The organism is Anditalea andensis (assembly GCF_000714815.1).
Taxonomy (GTDB): domain Bacteria; phylum Bacteroidota; class Bacteroidia; order Cytophagales; family Cyclobacteriaceae; genus Anditalea; species Anditalea andensis.
In genome coordinates this window covers 1-19,391 of record NZ_JMIH01000023.1, presented here as the reverse complement: position 1 = coordinate 19,391, position 19,391 = coordinate 1, and the positions used below count along the sequence as shown (strand labels likewise).

General features: G+C 37.0%; 20 protein-coding genes and 2 tRNA genes. 18 read left to right on the top strand and 4 right to left on the bottom strand.

The features are described from left to right. Positions 1-4 precede the first annotated feature (4 nt). Positions 5-577, bottom strand: coding sequence for a crossover junction endodeoxyribonuclease RuvC (gene ruvC / locus EL17_RS14675; RefSeq protein ID WP_035075618.1), 573 nt, complete (start codon positions 575-577; stop codon positions 5-7). 166 nt (positions 578-743) lie between these two features. Between ruvC and EL17_RS14670 the strand changes: the two genes are divergently transcribed. From EL17_RS14670 to EL17_RS14605, 14 genes are all read left to right on the top strand, one after another. Then, positions 744-1,817 carry a glycosyltransferase gene (locus tag EL17_RS14670; RefSeq protein WP_164675100.1) on the top strand — a complete coding sequence of 358 codons (1,074 nt, stop codon included), beginning with the start codon at positions 744-746 and terminating at the stop codon, positions 1,815-1,817. 1 nt (position 1,818) lies between these two features. After that, a complete protein-coding gene (locus tag EL17_RS14665) occupies positions 1,819-2,073 on the top strand; it encodes a hypothetical protein (protein WP_035075614.1) in 255 nt (84 codons plus the stop codon). A gap of 7 nt (positions 2,074-2,080) precedes the next feature. Next, on the top strand, positions 2,081-3,289 hold the full coding sequence (locus EL17_RS14660) for a PP2C family protein-serine/threonine phosphatase (protein ID WP_035076463.1): 1,209 nt from the start codon (positions 2,081-2,083) through the stop codon (positions 3,287-3,289). An 8-nt stretch (positions 3,290-3,297) separates the two neighbouring features. Continuing rightward, positions 3,298-3,924, top strand: coding sequence for a polysaccharide deacetylase family protein (locus EL17_RS14655; protein ID WP_035075612.1), 627 nt, complete (start codon positions 3,298-3,300; stop codon positions 3,922-3,924). A gap of 20 nt (positions 3,925-3,944) precedes the next feature. Next, positions 3,945-5,030 carry a glycosyltransferase gene (locus tag EL17_RS14650; RefSeq protein WP_164675099.1) on the top strand — a complete coding sequence of 362 codons (1,086 nt, stop codon included), beginning with the start codon at positions 3,945-3,947 and terminating at the stop codon, positions 5,028-5,030. Positions 5,031-5,049: 19 nt separating this feature from the next. Further along, positions 5,050-5,826: a TatD family hydrolase gene (locus EL17_RS14645; protein ID WP_035075609.1), complete on the top strand. Its 777-nt coding sequence runs from the start codon at positions 5,050-5,052 to the stop codon at positions 5,824-5,826. Then, positions 5,823-6,902, top strand: a complete 1,080-nt coding sequence (locus tag EL17_RS14640) for an asparaginase (protein WP_035075607.1) — start codon at positions 5,823-5,825, stop codon at positions 6,900-6,902. The genes EL17_RS14645 and EL17_RS14640 overlap by 4 nt, the downstream gene beginning before the upstream one ends. A gap of 162 nt (positions 6,903-7,064) precedes the next feature. Next, on the top strand, positions 7,065-7,646 hold the full coding sequence (locus EL17_RS14635; protein WP_035075606.1) for a porin family protein: 582 nt from the start codon (positions 7,065-7,067) through the stop codon (positions 7,644-7,646). Between the two features lie 798 nt (positions 7,647-8,444). After that, a tRNA-Ser gene (locus EL17_RS14630) sits at positions 8,445-8,531 on the top strand. Positions 8,532-8,833: 302 nt separating this feature from the next. Then, a complete protein-coding gene (locus EL17_RS14625) occupies positions 8,834-9,655 on the top strand; it encodes a MotA/TolQ/ExbB proton channel family protein (RefSeq protein WP_035075604.1) in 822 nt (273 codons plus the stop codon). Positions 9,656-9,719: 64 nt separating this feature from the next. Next, positions 9,720-10,049: a hypothetical protein gene (locus tag EL17_RS14620; protein WP_035075589.1), complete on the top strand. Its 330-nt coding sequence runs from the start codon at positions 9,720-9,722 to the stop codon at positions 10,047-10,049. Then, positions 10,049-10,690, top strand: a complete 642-nt coding sequence (locus tag EL17_RS14615; RefSeq protein ID WP_035075586.1) for an ExbD/TolR family protein — start codon at positions 10,049-10,051, stop codon at positions 10,688-10,690. The genes EL17_RS14620 and EL17_RS14615 overlap by 1 nt, the downstream gene beginning before the upstream one ends. A gap of 1 nt (position 10,691) precedes the next feature. After that, a complete protein-coding gene (locus EL17_RS14610) occupies positions 10,692-11,153 on the top strand; it encodes an ExbD/TolR family protein (RefSeq protein ID WP_035075582.1) in 462 nt (153 codons plus the stop codon). Positions 11,154-11,395: 242 nt separating this feature from the next. Continuing rightward, positions 11,396-12,904 (top strand): bifunctional ADP-dependent NAD(P)H-hydrate dehydratase/NAD(P)H-hydrate epimerase, encoded by a 1,509-nt coding sequence (locus EL17_RS14605; protein ID WP_035075580.1) that lies wholly within the window; start codon positions 11,396-11,398, stop codon positions 12,902-12,904. A gap of 118 nt (positions 12,905-13,022) precedes the next feature. Here the strand turns inward: EL17_RS14605 and EL17_RS14600 are convergent, their stop codons facing one another. Both EL17_RS14600 and asnS read right to left on the bottom strand, forming a co-directional pair. After that, positions 13,023-13,475, bottom strand: a complete 453-nt coding sequence (locus EL17_RS14600; RefSeq protein ID WP_035075577.1) for a hypothetical protein — start codon at positions 13,473-13,475, stop codon at positions 13,023-13,025. Between the two features lie 64 nt (positions 13,476-13,539). Then, a complete protein-coding gene (asnS, locus tag EL17_RS14595; RefSeq protein ID WP_035075574.1) occupies positions 13,540-14,991 on the bottom strand; it encodes an asparagine--tRNA ligase in 1,452 nt (483 codons plus the stop codon). Positions 14,992-15,186: 195 nt separating this feature from the next. On the opposite strand from asnS, the gene rpoN reads away from it, so the two are divergent. The 3 genes from rpoN to EL17_RS14580 are packed head-to-tail and all read left to right on the top strand — an operon-like array spanning position 15,187 to position 18,058. Next, positions 15,187-16,638: an RNA polymerase factor sigma-54 gene (gene rpoN / locus EL17_RS14590; RefSeq protein ID WP_035075571.1), complete on the top strand. Its 1,452-nt coding sequence runs from the start codon at positions 15,187-15,189 to the stop codon at positions 16,636-16,638. Between the two features lie 2 nt (positions 16,639-16,640). After that, on the top strand, positions 16,641-17,264 hold the full coding sequence (locus tag EL17_RS14585; protein ID WP_035075568.1) for a phosphatase PAP2 family protein: 624 nt from the start codon (positions 16,641-16,643) through the stop codon (positions 17,262-17,264). An 8-nt stretch (positions 17,265-17,272) separates the two neighbouring features. Next, positions 17,273-18,058 carry an enoyl-CoA hydratase/isomerase family protein gene (locus EL17_RS14580; RefSeq protein WP_035075565.1) on the top strand — a complete coding sequence of 262 codons (786 nt, stop codon included), beginning with the start codon at positions 17,273-17,275 and terminating at the stop codon, positions 18,056-18,058. Positions 18,059-18,105: 47 nt separating this feature from the next. Here the strand turns inward: EL17_RS14580 and EL17_RS14575 are convergent, their stop codons facing one another. After that, positions 18,106-18,840, bottom strand: a complete 735-nt coding sequence (locus EL17_RS14575; protein WP_035075563.1) for a porin family protein — start codon at positions 18,838-18,840, stop codon at positions 18,106-18,108. 185 nt (positions 18,841-19,025) lie between these two features. On the opposite strand from EL17_RS14575, the gene EL17_RS14570 reads away from it, so the two are divergent. Next, positions 19,026-19,099, top strand: a tRNA-Arg gene (locus EL17_RS14570). Positions 19,100-19,391: the final 292 nt, after the last annotated feature.

Below are 19,391 nucleotides of genomic sequence, written 5' to 3'. Positions count from 1 at the left end.
TGTGCTATTTTAACCTGTTGGGGTTTTCTTCTAAAAAGGATTTCCAACCTGCGGATCTTCCTCTGGTCTGTAGTCTGCCATCATGAAAGTGATGACAAAGTGCCACTGCCAGTGCATCAGTGGCATCCAGAAGCTTTGGTAGCTCGTCAATGTTCAATAAATTTTTCAGCATTTCTGCTACCTGTATTTTTGAGGCATTACCATTACCCGTTACAGATTGCTTTACCTTTTTTGGGGAATACTCGGTGATGGGTATATCCTGAGCCAGTGCGGCAGCCATAGCCACGCCCTGGGCTCTTCCGAGCTTTAACATTGACTGCACATTCACCCCAAAGAAAGGTGCTTCCAAGGCTACGCTATCTGGATGGAATTCGTCAATGATGCCTGTAATCCTTTCGTATATCTTTTTAAGCTTTAGCTCATGGGTACTATATTTTTTAAGGTGGATGACGCCATATTGCAGGATCCTGCAGCTTTTACCTTCTACCATAAGCAAACCGTATCCCATAACATTGGTACCGGGATCTATACCTAGGATTATTTTTTCTTTTACTTCAATTTTTGCTATTTTACCCATCGCTGCAATTTATATTAATCCAGTGAGCAGTCTTATAAAAAAGTTAAATTTCTTCCTGTGCTATTGCGGCTATGAATAATATTGAATCTTTTTGCAAGCATTGTCTGTATACTTTACTTTTATGCTGATATTTTTTGTATGTTTTATTTTACTTTATGGTTTACTCATGAAGGAGCTGCTATCCAAGTGGAATACAGGAAAAGAAGTGGGGTGGGATAGGCTTCCTGCCGTAACGTTAATCATACCATTTAGAAATGAAGCAGCTGTTTTATCAGGGTCATTAAATTCAATCCGAGGAATTTTAGTCAAAGAAGTGATTTTTTGTAATGACCATAGTGATGATCATTCCACCCAGATCATCACAGACTATATTGAAAAGTATAATTTAAGCCATTGGCGACTCATCAATAATAAAGGGATAGGTAAAAAAGCTGTTCTCACCACAGCTATACGCTTCAGTAGAAGTGATATTATTTATACGACTGATGCGGATTGTACACTGACCAATAAAGTGTTAGAATCCATGCTGGCTCCTTTTCGAAATCCAGCTATCCAAATGGTTTGCGGGCCTGTATCTGTTAAGCTAGGAACTACTTTTCTGGAAAAATATCAGCTTGCTGAATGGGCAAGCATTACTTTGGTATCAAATTATTTTATCAATAATAACAAACCTTTAATGTGCAGTGCTGCCAATATGGTCTATAGAAAAGCAGCTTTTTATAAAGTAGATGGGTATAGAGGGAATGAATATATATCTTCAGGTGATGACGAATTTTTATTGAAAAAAATTGCAGCTACTTATGGTGGTGATAGTATACGGTATGTAAATCATGCGGATGCTTTAGTGATTACCTTACCTACGACAAACCTGTCTTTATATCTGGCTCAAAGGGCCAGATGGACCAGTAAGTGGAAGCTACACAATCAGTTTTTCCATGTCATGACAGCTATAGTCTTTTTTTCAATAGCTTCCATACAATTGGGTTCAATATTATTAGTAGGGAGCTCTATAGTATACAGTGTATTTTTTTTCGTATTTTGGTTGATTAAAATAGGAGTGGATTATAAAGTATTGGGAAATGTCCTGAAATCCTATCATAGAAGCTTGACATTTTATGAGATGATTAGTATTAGCATTTTCCATCCACTATCCGTCTTTCTAATAGGAGCTTTCTCAATATTTGTTAAGAATAGATGGAAAGGTAGGGTAGTACTCACTAACGGTTTAATTTGCAAATGATATGACAGAAGAAGAGTTTGAGTTATTGGATGAGCTTTATTTCGTCCAAGGTTACGGATATCTTAAAGAGGAGCTTGGTTGGGATGATGAAAAGCTTTTGATTACCTTGCAGGAATTGTTTGAAAAAGGATATATTAAATGCCTGACTCATCCTGATAAAGAATTATTTGATCAAATAAATATCGAGGCAAAGGGTGCTTCTTATTTTTATTTGGCTACAAAAAAGGGGCTGATGCACCATAATACAAGATCATAAAATGGAACTGACTTCGGAATCAGTAAAATTTCAAAGAAAAGAGCTTGAATTGAAAGCTTTATTGGAGATTACCCAGGCTATCAATGAGAATAAGCCTGAATCCGTATTGTTTAATATTTTCAAGTTTACCTGCCTTATCCATCTAAATGTAAAGGCTATGGTCCTCTATGTCGGGGACCAGGAGGGTTTTAGGGAGCGCATAGCACATGGCGTAAAGGAAAAAATACCCGCACTCATTCCATATGTAGATGTGGAGGACAATAAAGAAATCGGGAAATTGAATTTGGTGATGTCAGAGGAATACAGTTTTTCGGAACTGGATTTTTATGTCCCTGTGTATCATAAAGACAAAATGCTGGCCATTCTATTATTAAAGAAAAAGGACGAACACGGTCTTGATCTGGATTTTCCCCAGGCGCTGGCCAATATATTGGTAGTGGCACTGGAGAATAAGCGCTTTGCAAGAAGACAGCTCGAACAGGAAAGGCTAAAAAAGGAAGTTGAAATTGCCAGCAGTGTTCAGAGGATGTTATTTCCTGCAGTTTTACCCGAGACACAGAAACTGAAAGCTAAAGTCACCTATGTACCTCATAGTACGGTAGGCGGTGATTATTATGATTTGATTAAAAAATCCGAAGATGAACTGTTTTTCTGTATAGCAGATGTTAGTGGCAAGGGTATGCCCGCAGCACTGCTGATGTCCAATTTCCAGGCCGCACTCCGTACCCTTTTGAGGAGTAATTCAGATTTGAAAATGGTAGTCGAACAGCTTAATTATACACTATTTGACAATACTAAAGGAGAAAGATTCATCACTTTTTTTCTGGGACACTATAATTATAAAACACATGAACTCATCTATGTAAACGCCGGACATAATCCACCTGTTCTGTGCTGGGAAGGTGAACAGCGAGTAGAGTTATTGGAAGCAGGGACTACCATCCTCGGGGCCTTTGAAGAACTGCCTTTTCTAAGTGTGGGAAAAAGGGAACATCTATCGGGATTTAGCTTCCATTTATATACGGATGGACTTACAGAATCACTTAATGCGAAAGATGAAGAATATGGAGATGAAAGATTTCTTGAATTTGTAAGGAAAAACTTAGATATAGATCCGAATGTTTTTCATGAAGCATTTTTTAAAGAGCTGGATGAATTTTCCAAAGACATGGCCAAACAGGATGATATCACTTTACTGAGTCTGAAATTTAAATAATCTGATCGATGATCATCCACCATGTGCCTTGGCTAGTAACGAAACTATTTCCTGCGTATACCTGGCATAAAGATAGAGACCATCAGCATATTTATTTAACATTTGATGATGGTCCTGTTCCGGGAATTACCGATAAGGTACTAGAGCTTCTTGACGTTTATAATTATAAGGCTACCTTTTTTATGGTGGGGCATAACGTGTTTAAATACCCTTCCTTGTGTAAGGAAGTGCTAGCAGCAGGGCATCAGATCGGTAACCATACTTATCATCACCTCAATGGCAACTCCTGTAGCAAAGAAACATATCTGGCTGATTTTAATGCATGTCAAGAGATCATATTAGAGACTTTAGGAATAAATACCTCCTGTTTTAGGCCACCCTATGGGAGGATTAATGCTGATCAGGCCAAAGAAATCAGTAAGAGTCATGAAATAGTCATGTGGGATGTGCTTTCTGGAGATTATAATAACAAATTGCCTGTTGAAAGAATTATAAAAAAAACCATCCAATATACCCGAAATGGCTCAATTATAATTTTTCATGACCAACAGAAAACCGCTCATCGGCTACCCTATATACTGCCTGATGTGTTGAAGTATATTTCAAATGAAGATTTTTTGCCTGTATGCTTATAATTTTGATTATTGTATGTAGTTTGACCTTCATCGTAATCCTTCAAGATTTTTTGTTGTATTTAGGGCTGGTTTTTAATTTTAAAAACCATAATTCTTCTGAACATAACTTTGAACATCCTAAGATATCTGTTCTAATAGCAGCCCGTAATGAAGCCAAATTTTTGCCCCACTGCCTGCAATCCTTGGAAAATTTGAAATATGATATAGATAAAATTGAATTTATTTTAGCCAATGACGAAAGTATAGATGAGACAGAATCAATCATCAAAGCATGGGTGTCGCGTGCGAATAATAGAAGATATTTAAATATCACTACCCAGACCACCAAAACAATGAACGGCAAGGCCAATGCGCTACATCAAATGGCCACTCTTGCGCAAGGAGAATATTTTCTTTTTACAGATGCAGACTGTGAAGTTCCAGCCTACTGGGCAAATGATATGGTGGCCAGTGCCGTCAATAGCAAATCTGATCTGGTCACGGGTATTACGAAAGTTAAGCCTACTGACTGGTATGCTTCCATGCAAGCTATTGACTGGTGGCTAACACTGGGAATGGTAAAAGTAGCATCAGATGCAGGTGTTGTGCTTACTTCCATGGGGAATAATATGTTGATCTCCAGAAATGCTTACAGAGCCATTGGCGGATTTGCTAGTCTTCCGCTTACAGTAACCGAAGACTTTGAGATAGCGAAAGCGGTTAAACAGTTGAAATTTAAGGCAGTCCATCAAGTAAGCAGTGAAAATCTTATCTTTACACATGCACAGGAAACATTAGTCGAATTATTGGCACAAAGAAAAAGGTGGTTGAAAGGAGTGATGGGACTGCCTTTTTACTGGAAGATAATGCTTGGTCTTCAAGCTATGTTTTTTCCTTTTATTTTGATTTTATTTAGCATAAACCCCGGGCTTGCTGCTGCTTTATGGATGGCTAAAATTCTTACTCAATCTTTGTTTATTAAGGATTTTGCCAGATCTACCGGGACTATTGTACTTCCTTATTTCCTTATCACTTTTGAATTATATTACATATTCGTTTCTTGGTCCACAATACTATATTATTTTTGGCCTGCAAAAGTAAAATGGAAAGGTCGCCAATACGAATGATAAACTTAATTTCTTTTAGATGCAATTTATAGATACCCATGCCCATATTTATTCTACCAAATACGATTCTGATAGAGATGAGGTAATCGCCCGATGTATTGACTATGGTGTAAACAAAATCTATATGCCAAATATAGATGTGGAAAGCATCGACCCAATGCTGGAGGCCGAACTTAAATATCCCGAGGTCTGCATCCCCATGATGGGATTACATCCATGTGATGTTACTAAAGGGTTTGAGCAGCAGTTATATGTTATGGAAGATTGGATCAATAAGCGACCTTTTGTGGCAGTGGGTGAAATAGGTCTAGATTTATATTGGGATAAAACCTATTACGATCAGCAAAAGGAGGCCCTCAAAATTCAAATCTCCTGGGCTAGGGAAAAGCAGCTTCCCATCATATTACATTGCAGAGCATCACTTCCGGAAACGATAGCGTTAGTAAAGGAGGAACTGGATGAAAATCTGACTGGGATATTCCATTGTTTTTCTGGATCTGAAGAGCAGGCCAGGGAGATAATCGAAATGGGCTTTCTCTTAGGTATAGGTGGGGTAGCCACCTTTAAAAATGGAGGAATGGATAAAGTTCTGCCTAAAATCGGAATCAATCATTTGGTTTTAGAAACAGATGGACCATTTTTAGCTCCTGTACCCCACCGTGGTAAAAGAAATTCTCCAGAATATATTCCGATCATCGCTGAAAAAATATCTGAACTGACAGATACCTCTCTAGAAAATGTAGCAGAAGTTACCAATAATAATGCAGCACGTATTTTTAGCTATTTAAAAAGATGAACTATAAAATCGTAAGACTGAACACCGCCGCTAAGAGCGAAATTGAGTCCTCAGTCCTTATAATTTATACTGGTGGCACCCTCGGTATGTCATATGATGAAAGGACTGGGACCTTAGTACCATTTAATTTTGGCCAGATTCTGGACAAAATCCCTACTCTTACAAATATGAATATAGCCATTACGGTGATATCCTTTCCAGAACCGATAGATTCTTCCAATGTAAACATGCAGCATTGGGTGGATATGGCTTATATCATATATGAAAATTATGATACTTACGATGGGTTTGTAGTTTTGCATGGTACTGATACTATGGCATACTCAGCTTCCATGTTGAGTTATTTGTTGAAGGGCTTAAGTAAGCCTGTGATATTTACAGGGGCCCAGCTGCCGATATCAGCTATGCGTTCTGATGCACGGGAAAATCTGATGACTTCACTTGAAATAGCCACAGCCAAAGCCAATGGCAAACCTATCGTTCCAGAAGTGTCAATATTCTTTAACCATACATTACTGAGAGGTAATAGGGCAAAAAAGGTTCAGAGTGTACATTTTGATGCATTTGAATCTGAAAATTATCCCCCTTTGGCTGAGTCGGGGATTGTAATAGATTACAATTTTGCAGCCATAAGACCATTCGAAGAGGGGGCTAATCTTACCTATAGTAAGAAAATGGACAATAATGTGATGGTTTTAAAATTATTTCCCGGTATCACTGCCAATGTTATCAAAAGCTGCTTCAATATACCTGGTCTTAGGGGGGTGGTACTGGAAACATATGGCTCCGGAAACAGTCCCAGTGAGCCATGGTTTATAAATGCGCTGGAAGATGCAGTTAAAAAAGGAATTCATATATTGAATGTATCGCAATGTAATGGGGGACGGGTAATTCAAGGGAGATACGAAACCAGTAAAGACCTCAAGAGAGTAGGGGTTTTGAGTGGGGGAGATATCACCACAGAGGCTGCTATTACCAAGATGATGTATCTCATAGCAGAGGAGAGCAATGTGAATGAGGTGAGGAGAAAGCTAGTTACCCCTTTAGCTGGGGAAATGTCTTTAACGAGTAACTAATAAAATTTTAAGTTTTATTCAGCAATGCGACTTGGAAGCTATATCATTATAGCAGATCCCGTAGCTATAAATGATAGGGTTTTTAGGCTAAAATCATTCCTTAAGATGACCTAAAGATTTTGTTATATGTTAAAAATTAATATATTGCATTAAAAAAAGCTTATGCAGAAATTATTTATTATTTCAATTTTTCTGATTTTCACCAATATGGCCTACGGGCAACAAGTGGAATTTGGCGTTCGAGTTGGTCCTAGTTTTACTACTCTTGGAGGAGAAGGTTCTGATGGATCTGAATTTGGGATCTGGTTTCATTTAGGTGGTTATTTGTCGGTACCCATTAGTGAAACTATATCATTTGAACCAGGCTTGATATATGCTAGAAAAGGCGCTAAAGGCCATGAGATGGGTACAAATCTTTCTATTAGAAATGATTATATTGATATTCCACTAGTATTAAAGGCTGCTTTAAGTGAATCATTTTTTGTTGTATTTGGTCCCCAACCATCCTTTTTGGTAGGATCATCTATAGTTATGGATAGTGGAGGCAATAGGGTGACAGTGGATGGCAGCGATATAAGGAGTCTCTATAGAAACCTGGATTTTGCGGGTATTTTAGGATTGGGTGTGAATCTGCCTCTCGGTTTGGGAATACAGGCAACCTATGAGCATGGATTAGTAACTCTTATGGAAAATGAAAGCGCTTATAACCGGGGCATTAAGTTCTCTTTAAATAAACGTTTTTAATATTATGATACTTCATAAGGCCATGGATTTTCTGTTCGAAAGATCCATAGCCTTATGAAGATTAACCTTTTTGGACTTATAGGGAGAATAATTGTCCATTAGTGGGGCCTAAATCAGACAATAAATACATATGCCATATCAATTACAGAAGTTTAAGGCAAAATGTCTATATGGCATAAGACGATTAGTACTATTTCCAATTTCTTCATAGCAAATGTACAAACATGCATTAAATGTATACCTGATCTAATCACGGTAGTACTCGGGTTATAATGTGGTTTATGAGCAGCTTCCCTTGGTGCTAGGAAAAAATCTTATAACCAATTATTCTATAGCTGAAACTGCAGGGGACATGTGATTGTGGATTTTTTTGAATAAAATAATTGAAGAAAGTTATTTCTCCTTTCTTACATTGAAATTGTTAAACTTCTTTGAAGCTTTTTTATCCATCCCTCATTTCTATCGTTTTGAAATCTTAAATAGTGAGGCATCTAGGGATAAATTTATTATTGATTAGCTAGTATAATTTTACTGAAGATTAGCGTGATGGGGGTAAAATAGTAGGTTCAAAAATATAAATTGTTTAATCGTACTATTTTAGGACGTTTAGACAGTATTTATTTTAAAAAAGGGGATTAGAAAGTTGGACGGATAAAGGGTTGAAAATCAATTAACTAAATAATTAATATGTTTTTATAAAAAAAAATAACCTTGATTTCTGACAATTAAGGGGGGGAAACCTTGCACGGGCTAATTATTATAATTTTATTTGTCGCTACAATAACAACCAAAAAATACAGAGAGGTGTCCGAGTGGTTGAAGGAGCACGCCTGGAAAGCGTGTATACCCGTAAGGGTATCGAGGGTTCGAATCCCTTCCTCTCTGCTAATTAATTCATCCCTAATAGTGTTTCTGTTTATTTGTTTCATTGTACCGGATGAAAGTATGACATTAATATAGTTCCGCTTAACTTAAAGTTTCTCCTTTTACATAAAAGCGCTCATAATTTATCCAAAAGAAATTATAGCTTGAAGCAAAATCAGCAATTTTAAGGCATTACAATATTAATTTTGAAAATTATAGCCATTTATTTTGCTATTTAAATTCAAAAAATGATAACTTTAAAATTAAATCATTAAAATCAGAAACCGTTTAACCTTTATTTAAAGTCCATTAAAATCTAAATTATGAGAAAGTTAATCGCTTTGTTCATGCTATCCGGAATGCTTTTATCTCCGGTGATCTCAGAAGCTCAACAAACACAAGAACCAGCTGAAGCTGATACTCCAGCTATGGCCACCGAGCCTGCACCACAAGAACCTGCAGCTACCGGACCAGCTACATTAACAGATGATGAATTCATCGAAGAGGACAGAGGTTTTCACCAAGTCATCAAAGATAAGTTTATCGAAGGAGATCCTTATTATATGACTCCTGTATTGATTTGTTTGATCTTAGGTCTTGCAGTAGCACTTGAAAGAATTATTACTTTGAACCTTTCTACTACTAACACTAAAAAATTATTGGCTAGAGTAGAAGAGGCATTAGAGCAAGGTGGAATAGAAGCTGCCAAAGATGTAACCAGAAACACTAAAGGTCCAGTAGCGTCTATATTTACCCAAGGTCTTATGAGATACTCAGAAGGTATAGACATGGTAGAAAAATCCATCATAGCATACGGTTCTGTAGAAATGGGTAGATTGGAAAAAGGTCTAGTATGGATCTCTCTATTTATCTCTCTGGCTCCGATGCTTGGTTTCATGGGTACTGTAATCGGTATGATCGGTGCATTTGACTCTATTGAAGCAGCTGGTGACATTTCTCCATCTCTTGTGGCCGGTGGTATCAAAATCGCCCTTTTGACTACAGTAGCTGGTTTGATCGTTGCGATTATCCTACAGTTATTTTATAACTATTGCGTGGCTAAAATCGATTCATTGGTTAATGATATGGAGGATGCTTCCATCACCTTGGTAGATATCCTGGTAAGATACAAGTTGACTAGATAATAATTCTTTAGTTAAAATTGTTTTTTACTCTAATCATTTAAAATAACCAAAGAATTTCATCGTTATGGATACATTTGATATAATCCTATATGTGAGTTATATATTAATTGCCATCGGAGTGGTCGTTTCACTACTGATGCCATTGATAAACTCCTTGGATAATCCTAAAAGTTTGTTAAAAACGGCTATGGGGGTTGTAGGAGTAGTTATATTATTTGTTATTGCATATGCAATAGCGGATAACGAAGTGCTGCCGAGATATGCAGCTGCTCCTTTTAATCTGACTCCTGCGTTGTCCCAAGTAGTAGGTGGTATTCTTATCACAGTATACTTCTTATTTGGATTGGCGATTCTAGGAATCATCGTTACAGAAATTAACAAAATTATAAAATAATGGCAAGATCGAAAGGTAGAATGGCACAGGAAGTGAATGCAGGATCCATGGCGGATATCGCCTTCTTGCTCCTTATCTTCTTCCTGGTCACGACGACAATTGCTTCGGATAAAGGGATACTAAACGTATTACCTCCTAAGCAAGATCCTAATCAAGAACAGCCTGAAATTAAGCTGAACAAGCGGAACATCTTTAACATTCTTGTAAATGCCAATGATCAGCTCTTGGTAGAAGGGGAATTTAGAGACAATACGGTAGGCTTGACAGAGGAAATCAAGACCTTTCTTTTAAACTTCGGTAACCCAGATGAAGCCGGTCAAGCGCTATTTAATAGTCTTCCTGCTTCTCTTAGAAATCGTGCTGAAAGGGATCCTGCTTCTTCAGATCATCCTGCTGCAGGTGGCGCGGTTATATCTATCAAGACTAACCGTGGAACAAGCTATGAAAGATATCTAGAGGTATTGGATATAGCTAAGAGGGCTTATTTTGAAATCTATGCAGAGCGTGTAGGAATTACAGCTGAGCAATACAGAGCACTTTCAGGAAGGAATGCTTCCGAGAAAGAATTACAAGATAGAGGAAAAGAAGGTATGCCTATGGCTATTTCTATCGCAGAACCAGATAAAATCGGAGGACAATAATATGGCAAAGTTTAAAAAGAAAAATAAGGTAAAGGAAAATATTCCCACCTCTGCTTTGCCTGATATTATCTTTATGCTTTTGTTCTTCTTCATGGTTACCACCGTTTTGAGAGAACAAACCATACTGGTGGAGCAGCGAATTCCACAAGCTACCCAACTTCAGAAATTGGAAAAAAAGAGTTTGATATCTTATCTTTATATTGGTAGGCCAAAAGAACCGGCCAGATATGGTACTGAACCTAGGATCCAAGCTAATGATGTTCTGATCGGTACTAACGATATCATTCTATGGGTTAATCAGGAAAAAGATAAACTTTCAGAAGCGGAGAGAGAACAAATTACTATTTCTCTTAAAGCAGATAGAGAAGTAAAAATGGGACCTATAAGTGATATACAATTTGAATTGCGGGAAGTAGATGCCAGGCGGGTACTTTACGCTTCAGTTGGTAGACTGGAAGATTAATTGTAACATTTTAATAAACAAATAAAGCCTTTCTATTTTGAAAGGCTTTTTTTGTTTATTATTGATATAAAGGTTTTAATAGATAGAAATTTGTTTTTATATTTAATGATACCCTGACTTCTTTGATATTTTAAATTCTTATAAACGATCTAAAATTATTAATATTTTTTTTGGATCATTTTTTGATTTTATGCCAAAGATCCATTATTACGGATAATTAACAGCTTAATATATACATTCATATGCTCAAAATCATTTCTGGTAAAGACGTTAATAAATTAGATCTTAAATACATTAAGGCCAAAGGCATTCTTTCATTTGAATTAATGGAAAAGGCGGCCGAAGCATTTTGTGAATGGTATATGAAGCAGTTCGACAGGAAGAAAACCATCGCTATATTCTGCGGTATTGGTAATAATGGGGGAGATGGCCTCGCAATAGCCAGAATGCTTTTCAGACAGGGTTACAAAATTTGTGTTTTTTTATATGGAGATGCTGATAATGCATCATCTGATTTTAAATCCAATCTTAGAATTCTACCCTCTAACATAGTCACTAAACACTTAAACGATTTTGATTTAAAAAAATTAGAAACAGATATAGTAATAGATGCTTTATTGGGCGTAGGCATTAATAAACCATTAGAAGGCCAACTTCTTGGGATCGTCCAATATCTAAGTAATTTGAAGGCTGTAAAAATAGCGGTAGATGTACCATCTGGTTTACCTTCGGATACTGTATTAGAGGGAGAAGCATTTTCTGCGGACTTTACTGTGAGTTTTCAATTCCCAAAACTTTCTCTTATGTTTCCGGAGCATGGTCATAATATTGGTGAATTGGTCATTCTGGATATCGGTATTGATCAGTCTTATTTTAAAGAGTTTGAATCAAAACAGTTTTATCTTGAACCTGAGGATATAAAAATTAGGCATAAAAAATATCATAGGGCTAGCCATAAAGGGGATTATGGTAAAGTTATGCTTATCGGGGGTAGTTTAGGAAAAGTTGGTGCGGTGTATATGGCCTCAAAAGGAGCTTTAAGAACAGGAAGTGGACTTGTATCAGCGTTTGTACCTAAATGTGGTCTTAATATATTACAGGCATCCTTGCCTGAAGTGATGGTAGAAATCTCAAATAATGAATATATTATAGATGCCTTACCTGAGAATATGGAACGGTTTGACGCTATTGGTATAGGGCCTGGTAAAGGTACAGATATTAAATCTGCTGAAGTGCTTCAAAAGCTAATGAGCAGATATAAAAAAAACATTGTTATAGATGCTGATGCTATAAATATTATTGCACAAAATGAAGAAATAAAGGATCTCATCAGGGACAATATGATACTTACGCCACATGTAATGGAATTTGAGCGGTTGGTGGGTAAATGTATTGATCATACAGATAGATTAAAAAAAGCTATAGATTTCTGTGCCGTTCATAAATGTATATTGATCTTAAAAGGTCCAAATACTACTATATGTATGCCTGATGGCAGGATGTACTTTAATTCTACAGGTACAAAATATCTTGCTACTGGTGGTACGGGTGATGTCCTCACCGGTATATTAACCTCTTTTATTGGACAGGGGTACAGCGCTGAAAATGCGGCTATATGCGGTGTATACCATCACGGACTTGCCGGTCAGTTGGCTTCAGTTAATAAATTGCACGGCACTATTGCCACAGATATTATAGATAAGATTCCTGAAACATTTTATGTTCTCAATCATTCTGCCGGGAATTTTTAAATTAAGGGTATAAAAAATTTCATACTGGTATATTCGGTAATAATGAACTGAGTCTAAAATTCTCAGCAATATAGGGAATATATACTCTGATTAATTTTCAAATGATGATTAAGGTCAGTTATTTAGGCCAGGGTTGTGTGAGTCTATTAGTGATATAGTGTTTATAACTATTGCCAGTGCAGTATATTGAAGCGCCTATTAAAAGAAAAATATGAAACATGCCGTTATTAAACACAAGGGTCATGATATTAAAAGATTCAAATAAGGAATTAATGCTTCCAATTTCAGTTCTCAACCAATATAGCGTAAATACAAATCTGATGATGACACTGACCAAGGCCAGTAAGCCTCCAATTATACCCATGATGGGGTTTTTAAAATGATACAAGATACCGAAACTACTTATAGTTTCTATAGCAGCCATCAATATAGCGCCCTGTAGACTGTAGCCTTCCGCACCAATAAGAGTGAATTTTGAAAAACCTCCAAAAAGTAAGAGTCCAGCTAAGGAAAATCTAATAATCAGACCTCCTAAGGTTTCAATTTTAAGCAATTTTAAAAATTTTTCCATTTTATATTGACATCCTTGGTAAGAAAAATGCCCTAAAGTATTTATCCTTTAGGGCTATATATCTTTAAAACTCTGCATTTCCGGGAGTGCGTGGGAAAGCTATCACATCTCTGATATTACCCATACCGGTGACGAACTGTACTAGTCTTTCAAATCCCAGGCCAAAACCAGCATGGGGAGCGGTACCAAATTTCCGTGTTTCTAAATACCACCACATTTCGTCTTTGGGGATGTTCAGTTCGTCCATTCTTTGGTTCAGATTTTCAAGCCTTTCTTCTCTTTGGCTACCTCCCACTATCTCTCCTATCCCGGGGAATAAGATATCCATAGCGGCTACTGTTTTGCCGTCATCATTTTGCCTCATATAAAAGGATTTTATTTCCTTTGGATAATCAGTCAGTATAACTGGCTTTTTGAAATGTTTTTCTACCAAATATCTCTCGTGCTCTGATTGGAGGTCCACTCCCCAGTTGTCGATAAGGTAATTGAATTTTTTCTTTTTATTAGGGGTAGAATTTTTGAGTATGTCAATGGCCTGGGTATAAGTGATCCTCTCAAATCGGTTTTCTGTGACAAATTTTAATCTTTGTAATAACCCCATTTCGCTTCTTTGTTCAGCTTTTTTTGTAGCATCTTCCTCAGCTGCCCTTTTATCTAAAAATTCCAAGTCATCAGCGCAGTTTGATAGGGCATAGGAGATTACTTTCTGTAGAAAATCTTCTGCCAAATCCTGGTTATCCTCTGCATCATAGAAAGCCATTTCAGGTTCGATCATCCAAAATTCCGCAAGGTGTCTTGTTGTATTGGAATTTTCAGCACGGAAAGTGGGGCCAAATGTATATATCTCTGAAAGTGCCATGGCTGCCAGTTCTCCTTCGAGTTGCCCAGAGACAGTAAGGTTTGTTTCCCTTTCAAAGAAATCTTGTTTATAATCAATGGTCCCTTTATCAGTAAGGGGAGGGTTTTTTATGTCCAGTGTGGTCACCTTAAAAGTTTCTCCAGCTCCTTCGGCATCTGAAGCAGTTATAATAGGTGTATGAATATAAAAGAAACCTTTGTCGTTAAAATATTGGTGTACTGCAAAAGCCAGAGCATGCCTAACTCTAAAAACAGCTCCGAATGTATTGGTCCTCATCCTTAAATGGGCTATTTCTCTTAGGAATTCCAAGCTGTGCTTCTTGGGCTGGAGTGGGAATTTTTCTGGGTCAGCTTCTCCCAGAATGGCTATACCAGAGGCCTGAACTTCGGTGGATTGCCCGGTTCCTTGGGATGCGACTACCTCACCGGTTACTTTTATACATGCCCCTGTGGTAATACTTTTCAATATATCTTCTGATATGATTGCTGGATCTGCTACTATCTGATAGTTATTTATGGAACTTCCATCATTTAGTGCTATAAAGGATACGTTTTTATTGCTTCGTTTGGTTCTCACCCAACCCATAAGGATGATCTGTTCCCCTACTTTTCCGCTTTCTAGCAGGTGTTTTATTTTCACTCTTTTATTAAATGCCATCTGGTATTTTATTTAAAATTTCCTATCCTTTCTAATTTAGTACTTATCTTTGCTTAAATGGAATGCAAAAAAACGATATAATAACCTTTTTATCAAAATTTTGCCGTAATTTCATAAATTTGCAATTATAAAATTGAAGTAATGACTTCGAATGTACGGACCAATTTTCAAATAACTTCAATAGGGCATTAGAATATGCAGAAACTGAATTTAAATCAGATACTTTCTCAAAAGCTGTCTCCACAGCAGATACAATTTATAAAACTGCTTCAAGTTCCTACTGCTGAACTAGATGCGCGGGTAGAAGAAGAGTTGGAAGTCAATCCCGCTCTGGAAGAGGGTAAAGAGGATGACGGAGATACTGGTCCTGATGATCTGGAACCCTTCGAAAACGAAATAGTAAAGGAGGAAAAGGAATTAAACCTGGATGATTATCTTGGTGATGACTATGGTGGCTATAAAATGCAAGGCGATGGAAATTATAACCCCGATGATGAAGACCGTGAAATGCCACTCTCCAATGGGATATCTTTACATGAACAGTTGATTTCCCAACTTAACTTTCTGAAGCTAGATGAAAATCAAAAAAAAATCGGACAACAGCTTATAGGCAGTATAGAAAATGATGGATATATAAGGAGGGACTTAGAGGCTATTATCAATGATTTGGCCTTTAGTCAAAACATAGAAACAGACCTGGATGAAGTGGAAGAGGTTTTGAGAAAGATTCAAAATTTTGATCCGGCAGGTATAGCTGCTAGAAACCTTCAGGAATGCCTGATCATCCAGTTAGAAAGAAAGGAGCATCCTGAAGATGAAACTGTCCAGGTTGCCATAAATGTCATTGCCAACTGTTTTGATGAATTTACAAAAAAACACTATGATAAAATCCTAAAAAAATGCAACATAGATGAACTCAAGCTTAAGGAGGTGATCCATATGATCACAAGATTAAACCCTAAGCCAGGTGGAGTATCTGAAGGACTGATGAAAACCCAATATGTCATACCGGATTTTATTTTGAATATGGTGAACGGAAAATTTGAAATTAGCCTAAACTCAAAAAATGCACCGGATCTAAGGGTGAGCAGGTCTTATACAGATATGTTTGACGCCTATGATAAAAGTGATAAAAAAGACAAGAAATTAAAAGAAACAGTAACTTTTGTAAAACAAAAGCTGGATGCTGCTAAATGGTTTATAGATGCCATAAAACAGAGGCAGCATACACTTTTAAAAACCATGCAGGCTATACTGGATTATCAATATGAATTTTTTCTAGAAGGAGATGAAGCCAAACTCAGGCCCATGATCCTTAAAGATATTGCAGAAAAAATAGATATGGATATTTCTACTGTATCGAGGGTGGCCAATAGTAAAGCCATACAAACAGAATTTGGCGTGTTTCCGTTAAAATATTTCTTTTCGGAAGGCATAGCCACTGATGGAGGTGAAGATGTGAGTAATCGCGAAGTGAAAAGTGTGTTACATAAAATGGTAGATGCTGAAGACAAGCGTAAGCCGCTTTCCGATGACAAACTGGTGAAGCTGCTTAACAATAAGGGATATAATATTGCGAGAAGGACGGTAGCTAAATATCGTGAGCAACTCCAGATTCCAGTAGCCAGGCTTAGAAAAGAATTGTAACAGTGTACAGGAGTTTATCATTAGCACTTTCAATTATCTTTCAGCCTTTATTGATTCCTACGATCATATTTGCTTTGTTATTTTATGTGATACCGGAAGCTACATCAGTGCCTAAAAGTGTCAAGGGTTCAGTAATGTTTTTGGTTATGGCTACTACTTTATTGATCCCTTTGATTAGCGTGATAGGGATGAGGTTAACGCATACTATTGAAAGTATGCACATGCGGACGATTAAGGATAGGATGTTTCCATTTTCCATGGTTACATTGTTTTATCTTATCACCACTTATTTCTTTATTGCGAGATTGGATTTTGACCCTTTATTGGGATATACACTTTCCGTGATTACTGCTTGCCTGGTTGTTTTGACTTTGATAACTTACTTCTGGAAAATAAGTGCCCATACTACAGGACTGGCAGGGATGCTGGCCATCGTAATTGTGTTAAATTTAAAGTATAACTCTGAAAACCTCTTATACCCGCTTATATTTTCCATAATTATTTGTGGAGCAGTGATGTCTTCAAGATTATATCTGAATGCCCATAGGCCCATTGAAGTATTAGCTGGTTTTATATTAGGATTTTCGATCTGTTTCTTGTCTTTCTATTATTTTCTCATCATCTGAAATAGTGTATGAAATATAACCATATCATCTATACCGGACATAGCGATTGGGTAGAGCTAAAGCTCAACCGTCCTCAAGTATACAATGCATTGAACAGGGAATTACTTGCTGAGCTTCTTGATGCTTTTACCACTATTGAAACTAATGATGAAATACGATGTGTGCTGCTGACAGGGGAGGGGAAGGCTTTTAGTAGCGGGCAAGATTTGAAAGCAGTAGGAGTAGATTTGAAGCAAGTACCCTTCGAAGAAATCGTTACACAGCAATATAATCCATTAATTTTGAAAATGAGAAGCCTTCATAAGCCGATTATCTGCAAGTTAAATGGGGTAGCAGCGGGAGCAGGGTGTTCTTTGGCTTTGGCGGCAGATATTATAGTAGCTTCTGATGATGCCTATATGGCTGAGATTTTTACGAGTATAGGTTTGGTCATGGATGCCGGCTCCACTTATTTTTTACCGCGTATATTGGGATCGTCTAAAGCCTTTGAGATAGCCACTATGGGGACTAAAATTTATGGGAAAGAAGCAATGGCTCTCGGATTGGTAAATGAAAGTGTGCCGGAGCTGGAGCTTGATAGCACCGTTTTAAAATATATAGCGTATTATAGGACCGCACCTACATATGCTATTGGATTGATTAAAGAAATGTTGGGTCGATCACTTTCAATGCCACTTGCAGATGTATTGTTAATGGAAGCACAATATCAAAATAAAGCCGGTAGTACTTTAGATTTTCAGGAGGGTGTTGCAGCATTTTTGCAAAAGAGAAAACCTAATTTTAAAGGGAAATAAAAAAAGGAGCGTTTGCTCCTTTTTTTATTTCCTATGTATTGCATTAATCAAAACAATGCTACAGATACGCCAAAATTAAACTGACTCGCTTCGGTGCCGAAAGGTCCTTGGCCCTCTCTCCATACGGTATTAAGTCCATAGTATGACCACACGTTAAATCCACCAAAACCTACTCTGGTATAAACACCATATCGAATAGGGCTGAAGCCCAGTGATTGTTTGTCTTTTACAGTTCTGGATAAACCAGCCTGGTCTTCATAAGAAACCTTGGAATGGGAATCATATAAAAAACCTACCTTCCCACCTACCGCAAACCTAAAGCCTTTGCTGTAATCATTTTTATTTAAGTGATACCTGAATTCTAACGGAATATCTATATAATTTAAGGCATGAGTATGGCTTTCGATATTTATATTTTGTCCATATACCTCTGTTATGTTCACTAATTTGCTTGAGTTTGGTCCCAATTCAGGGTTGTTTACAAGCATTTTATTATGTCGGAAAGATAGTTTATCTAATCCTAGCCCTATTCCTGGATTGAAAGTCAGCCCTGTGTTCTGTCCTATATGTATAGGTCTTTGATAATATATATTAAAGGTCCGGGAGGCAAGAATCCTGGTGCTTAGATCTTCCGGCCTATTATTCAGTATGCCTAATCCAAAATCGATAAATAAATCACCCGTTACATCTGGTCTCCCACCTATCGGTGTCCTTACTCTCTCTTGGGCGAGTAGGTTTGAAGAGATGAGTACTGCTAGCAAAATGAATGTAAGTCTTTTCATGAAAGAGTATAGTCTTTAAATTTTCAACGGGCTAAATTATGAAATCTTCACTGATTACCTGTGCTTTTTCGTCTTAATAATTCTTAAAAGAGAATTGTGATGGAATTATTTTTAAAGTTGTTGTGTATTTGCTTTTGCATATACAAAAAATGTATCTACATTTGCAATCCCAATTTATGGGAACTGGCCTCGTAGCTCAATTGAATAGAGCACTTGATTACGGCTCAAGAGGTTTCAGGTTTGAATCCTGACGAGGTCACAATAATAGCTTATAAAAGATAAGCTATTTAAATCTTGAAATGAGAGGGTGAAGAAGATACATATATACATGTTATTTACATTTAATTTAGTGGTTATCAACAGCAATTAAATTAAAGTAAAAAAAATACGAAAAATGTTTTGGCAGGTTAAAAAAAATGTCTCACCTTTGCAATCCCAATCAGGAAAAGCATATCAAACCGGAAAAGTCCGGTAGGTAAAAAAGTTGAAATACTCCAAATACGGTCTAAAAATATTTAAATTTTTTTTTACCGAAATGTTTGCAAGAAGAT

Bases quoted from the DNA above. Each gene is read 5' to 3' on its own strand.
- ruvC (WP_035075618.1), bottom strand. From the start codon at position 577: ATGGGTAAAATAGCAAAAATTGAAGTAAAAGAAAAAATAATCCTAGGT.
- EL17_RS14670 (WP_164675100.1), top strand. From the start codon at position 744: ATGAAGGAGCTGCTATCCAAGTGGAATACAGGAAAAGAAGTGGGGTGG.
- EL17_RS14665 (WP_035075614.1), top strand. From the start codon at position 1,819: ATGACAGAAGAAGAGTTTGAGTTATTGGATGAGCTTTATTTCGTCCAA.
- EL17_RS14655 (WP_035075612.1), top strand. From the start codon at position 3,298: ATGATCATCCACCATGTGCCTTGGCTAGTAACGAAACTATTTCCTGCG.
- EL17_RS14645 (WP_035075609.1), top strand. From the start codon at position 5,050: ATGCAATTTATAGATACCCATGCCCATATTTATTCTACCAAATACGAT.
- EL17_RS14640 (WP_035075607.1), top strand. From the start codon at position 5,823: ATGAACTATAAAATCGTAAGACTGAACACCGCCGCTAAGAGCGAAATT.
- EL17_RS14635 (WP_035075606.1), top strand. From the start codon at position 7,065: ATGCAGAAATTATTTATTATTTCAATTTTTCTGATTTTCACCAATATG.
- EL17_RS14625 (WP_035075604.1), top strand. From the start codon at position 8,834: ATGAGAAAGTTAATCGCTTTGTTCATGCTATCCGGAATGCTTTTATCT.
- EL17_RS14620 (WP_035075589.1), top strand. From the start codon at position 9,720: ATGGATACATTTGATATAATCCTATATGTGAGTTATATATTAATTGCC.
- EL17_RS14615 (WP_035075586.1), top strand. From the start codon at position 10,049: ATGGCAAGATCGAAAGGTAGAATGGCACAGGAAGTGAATGCAGGATCC.
- EL17_RS14610 (WP_035075582.1), top strand. From the start codon at position 10,692: ATGGCAAAGTTTAAAAAGAAAAATAAGGTAAAGGAAAATATTCCCACC.
- EL17_RS14605 (WP_035075580.1), top strand. From the start codon at position 11,396: ATGCTCAAAATCATTTCTGGTAAAGACGTTAATAAATTAGATCTTAAA.
- EL17_RS14600 (WP_035075577.1), bottom strand. From the start codon at position 13,475: ATGGAAAAATTTTTAAAATTGCTTAAAATTGAAACCTTAGGAGGTCTG.
- asnS (WP_035075574.1), bottom strand. From the start codon at position 14,991: ATGGCATTTAATAAAAGAGTGAAAATAAAACACCTGCTAGAAAGCGGA.
- rpoN (WP_035075571.1), top strand. From the start codon at position 15,187: ATGCAGAAACTGAATTTAAATCAGATACTTTCTCAAAAGCTGTCTCCA.
- EL17_RS14580 (WP_035075565.1), top strand. From the start codon at position 17,273: ATGAAATATAACCATATCATCTATACCGGACATAGCGATTGGGTAGAG.
- EL17_RS14575 (WP_035075563.1), bottom strand. From the start codon at position 18,840: ATGAAAAGACTTACATTCATTTTGCTAGCAGTACTCATCTCTTCAAAC.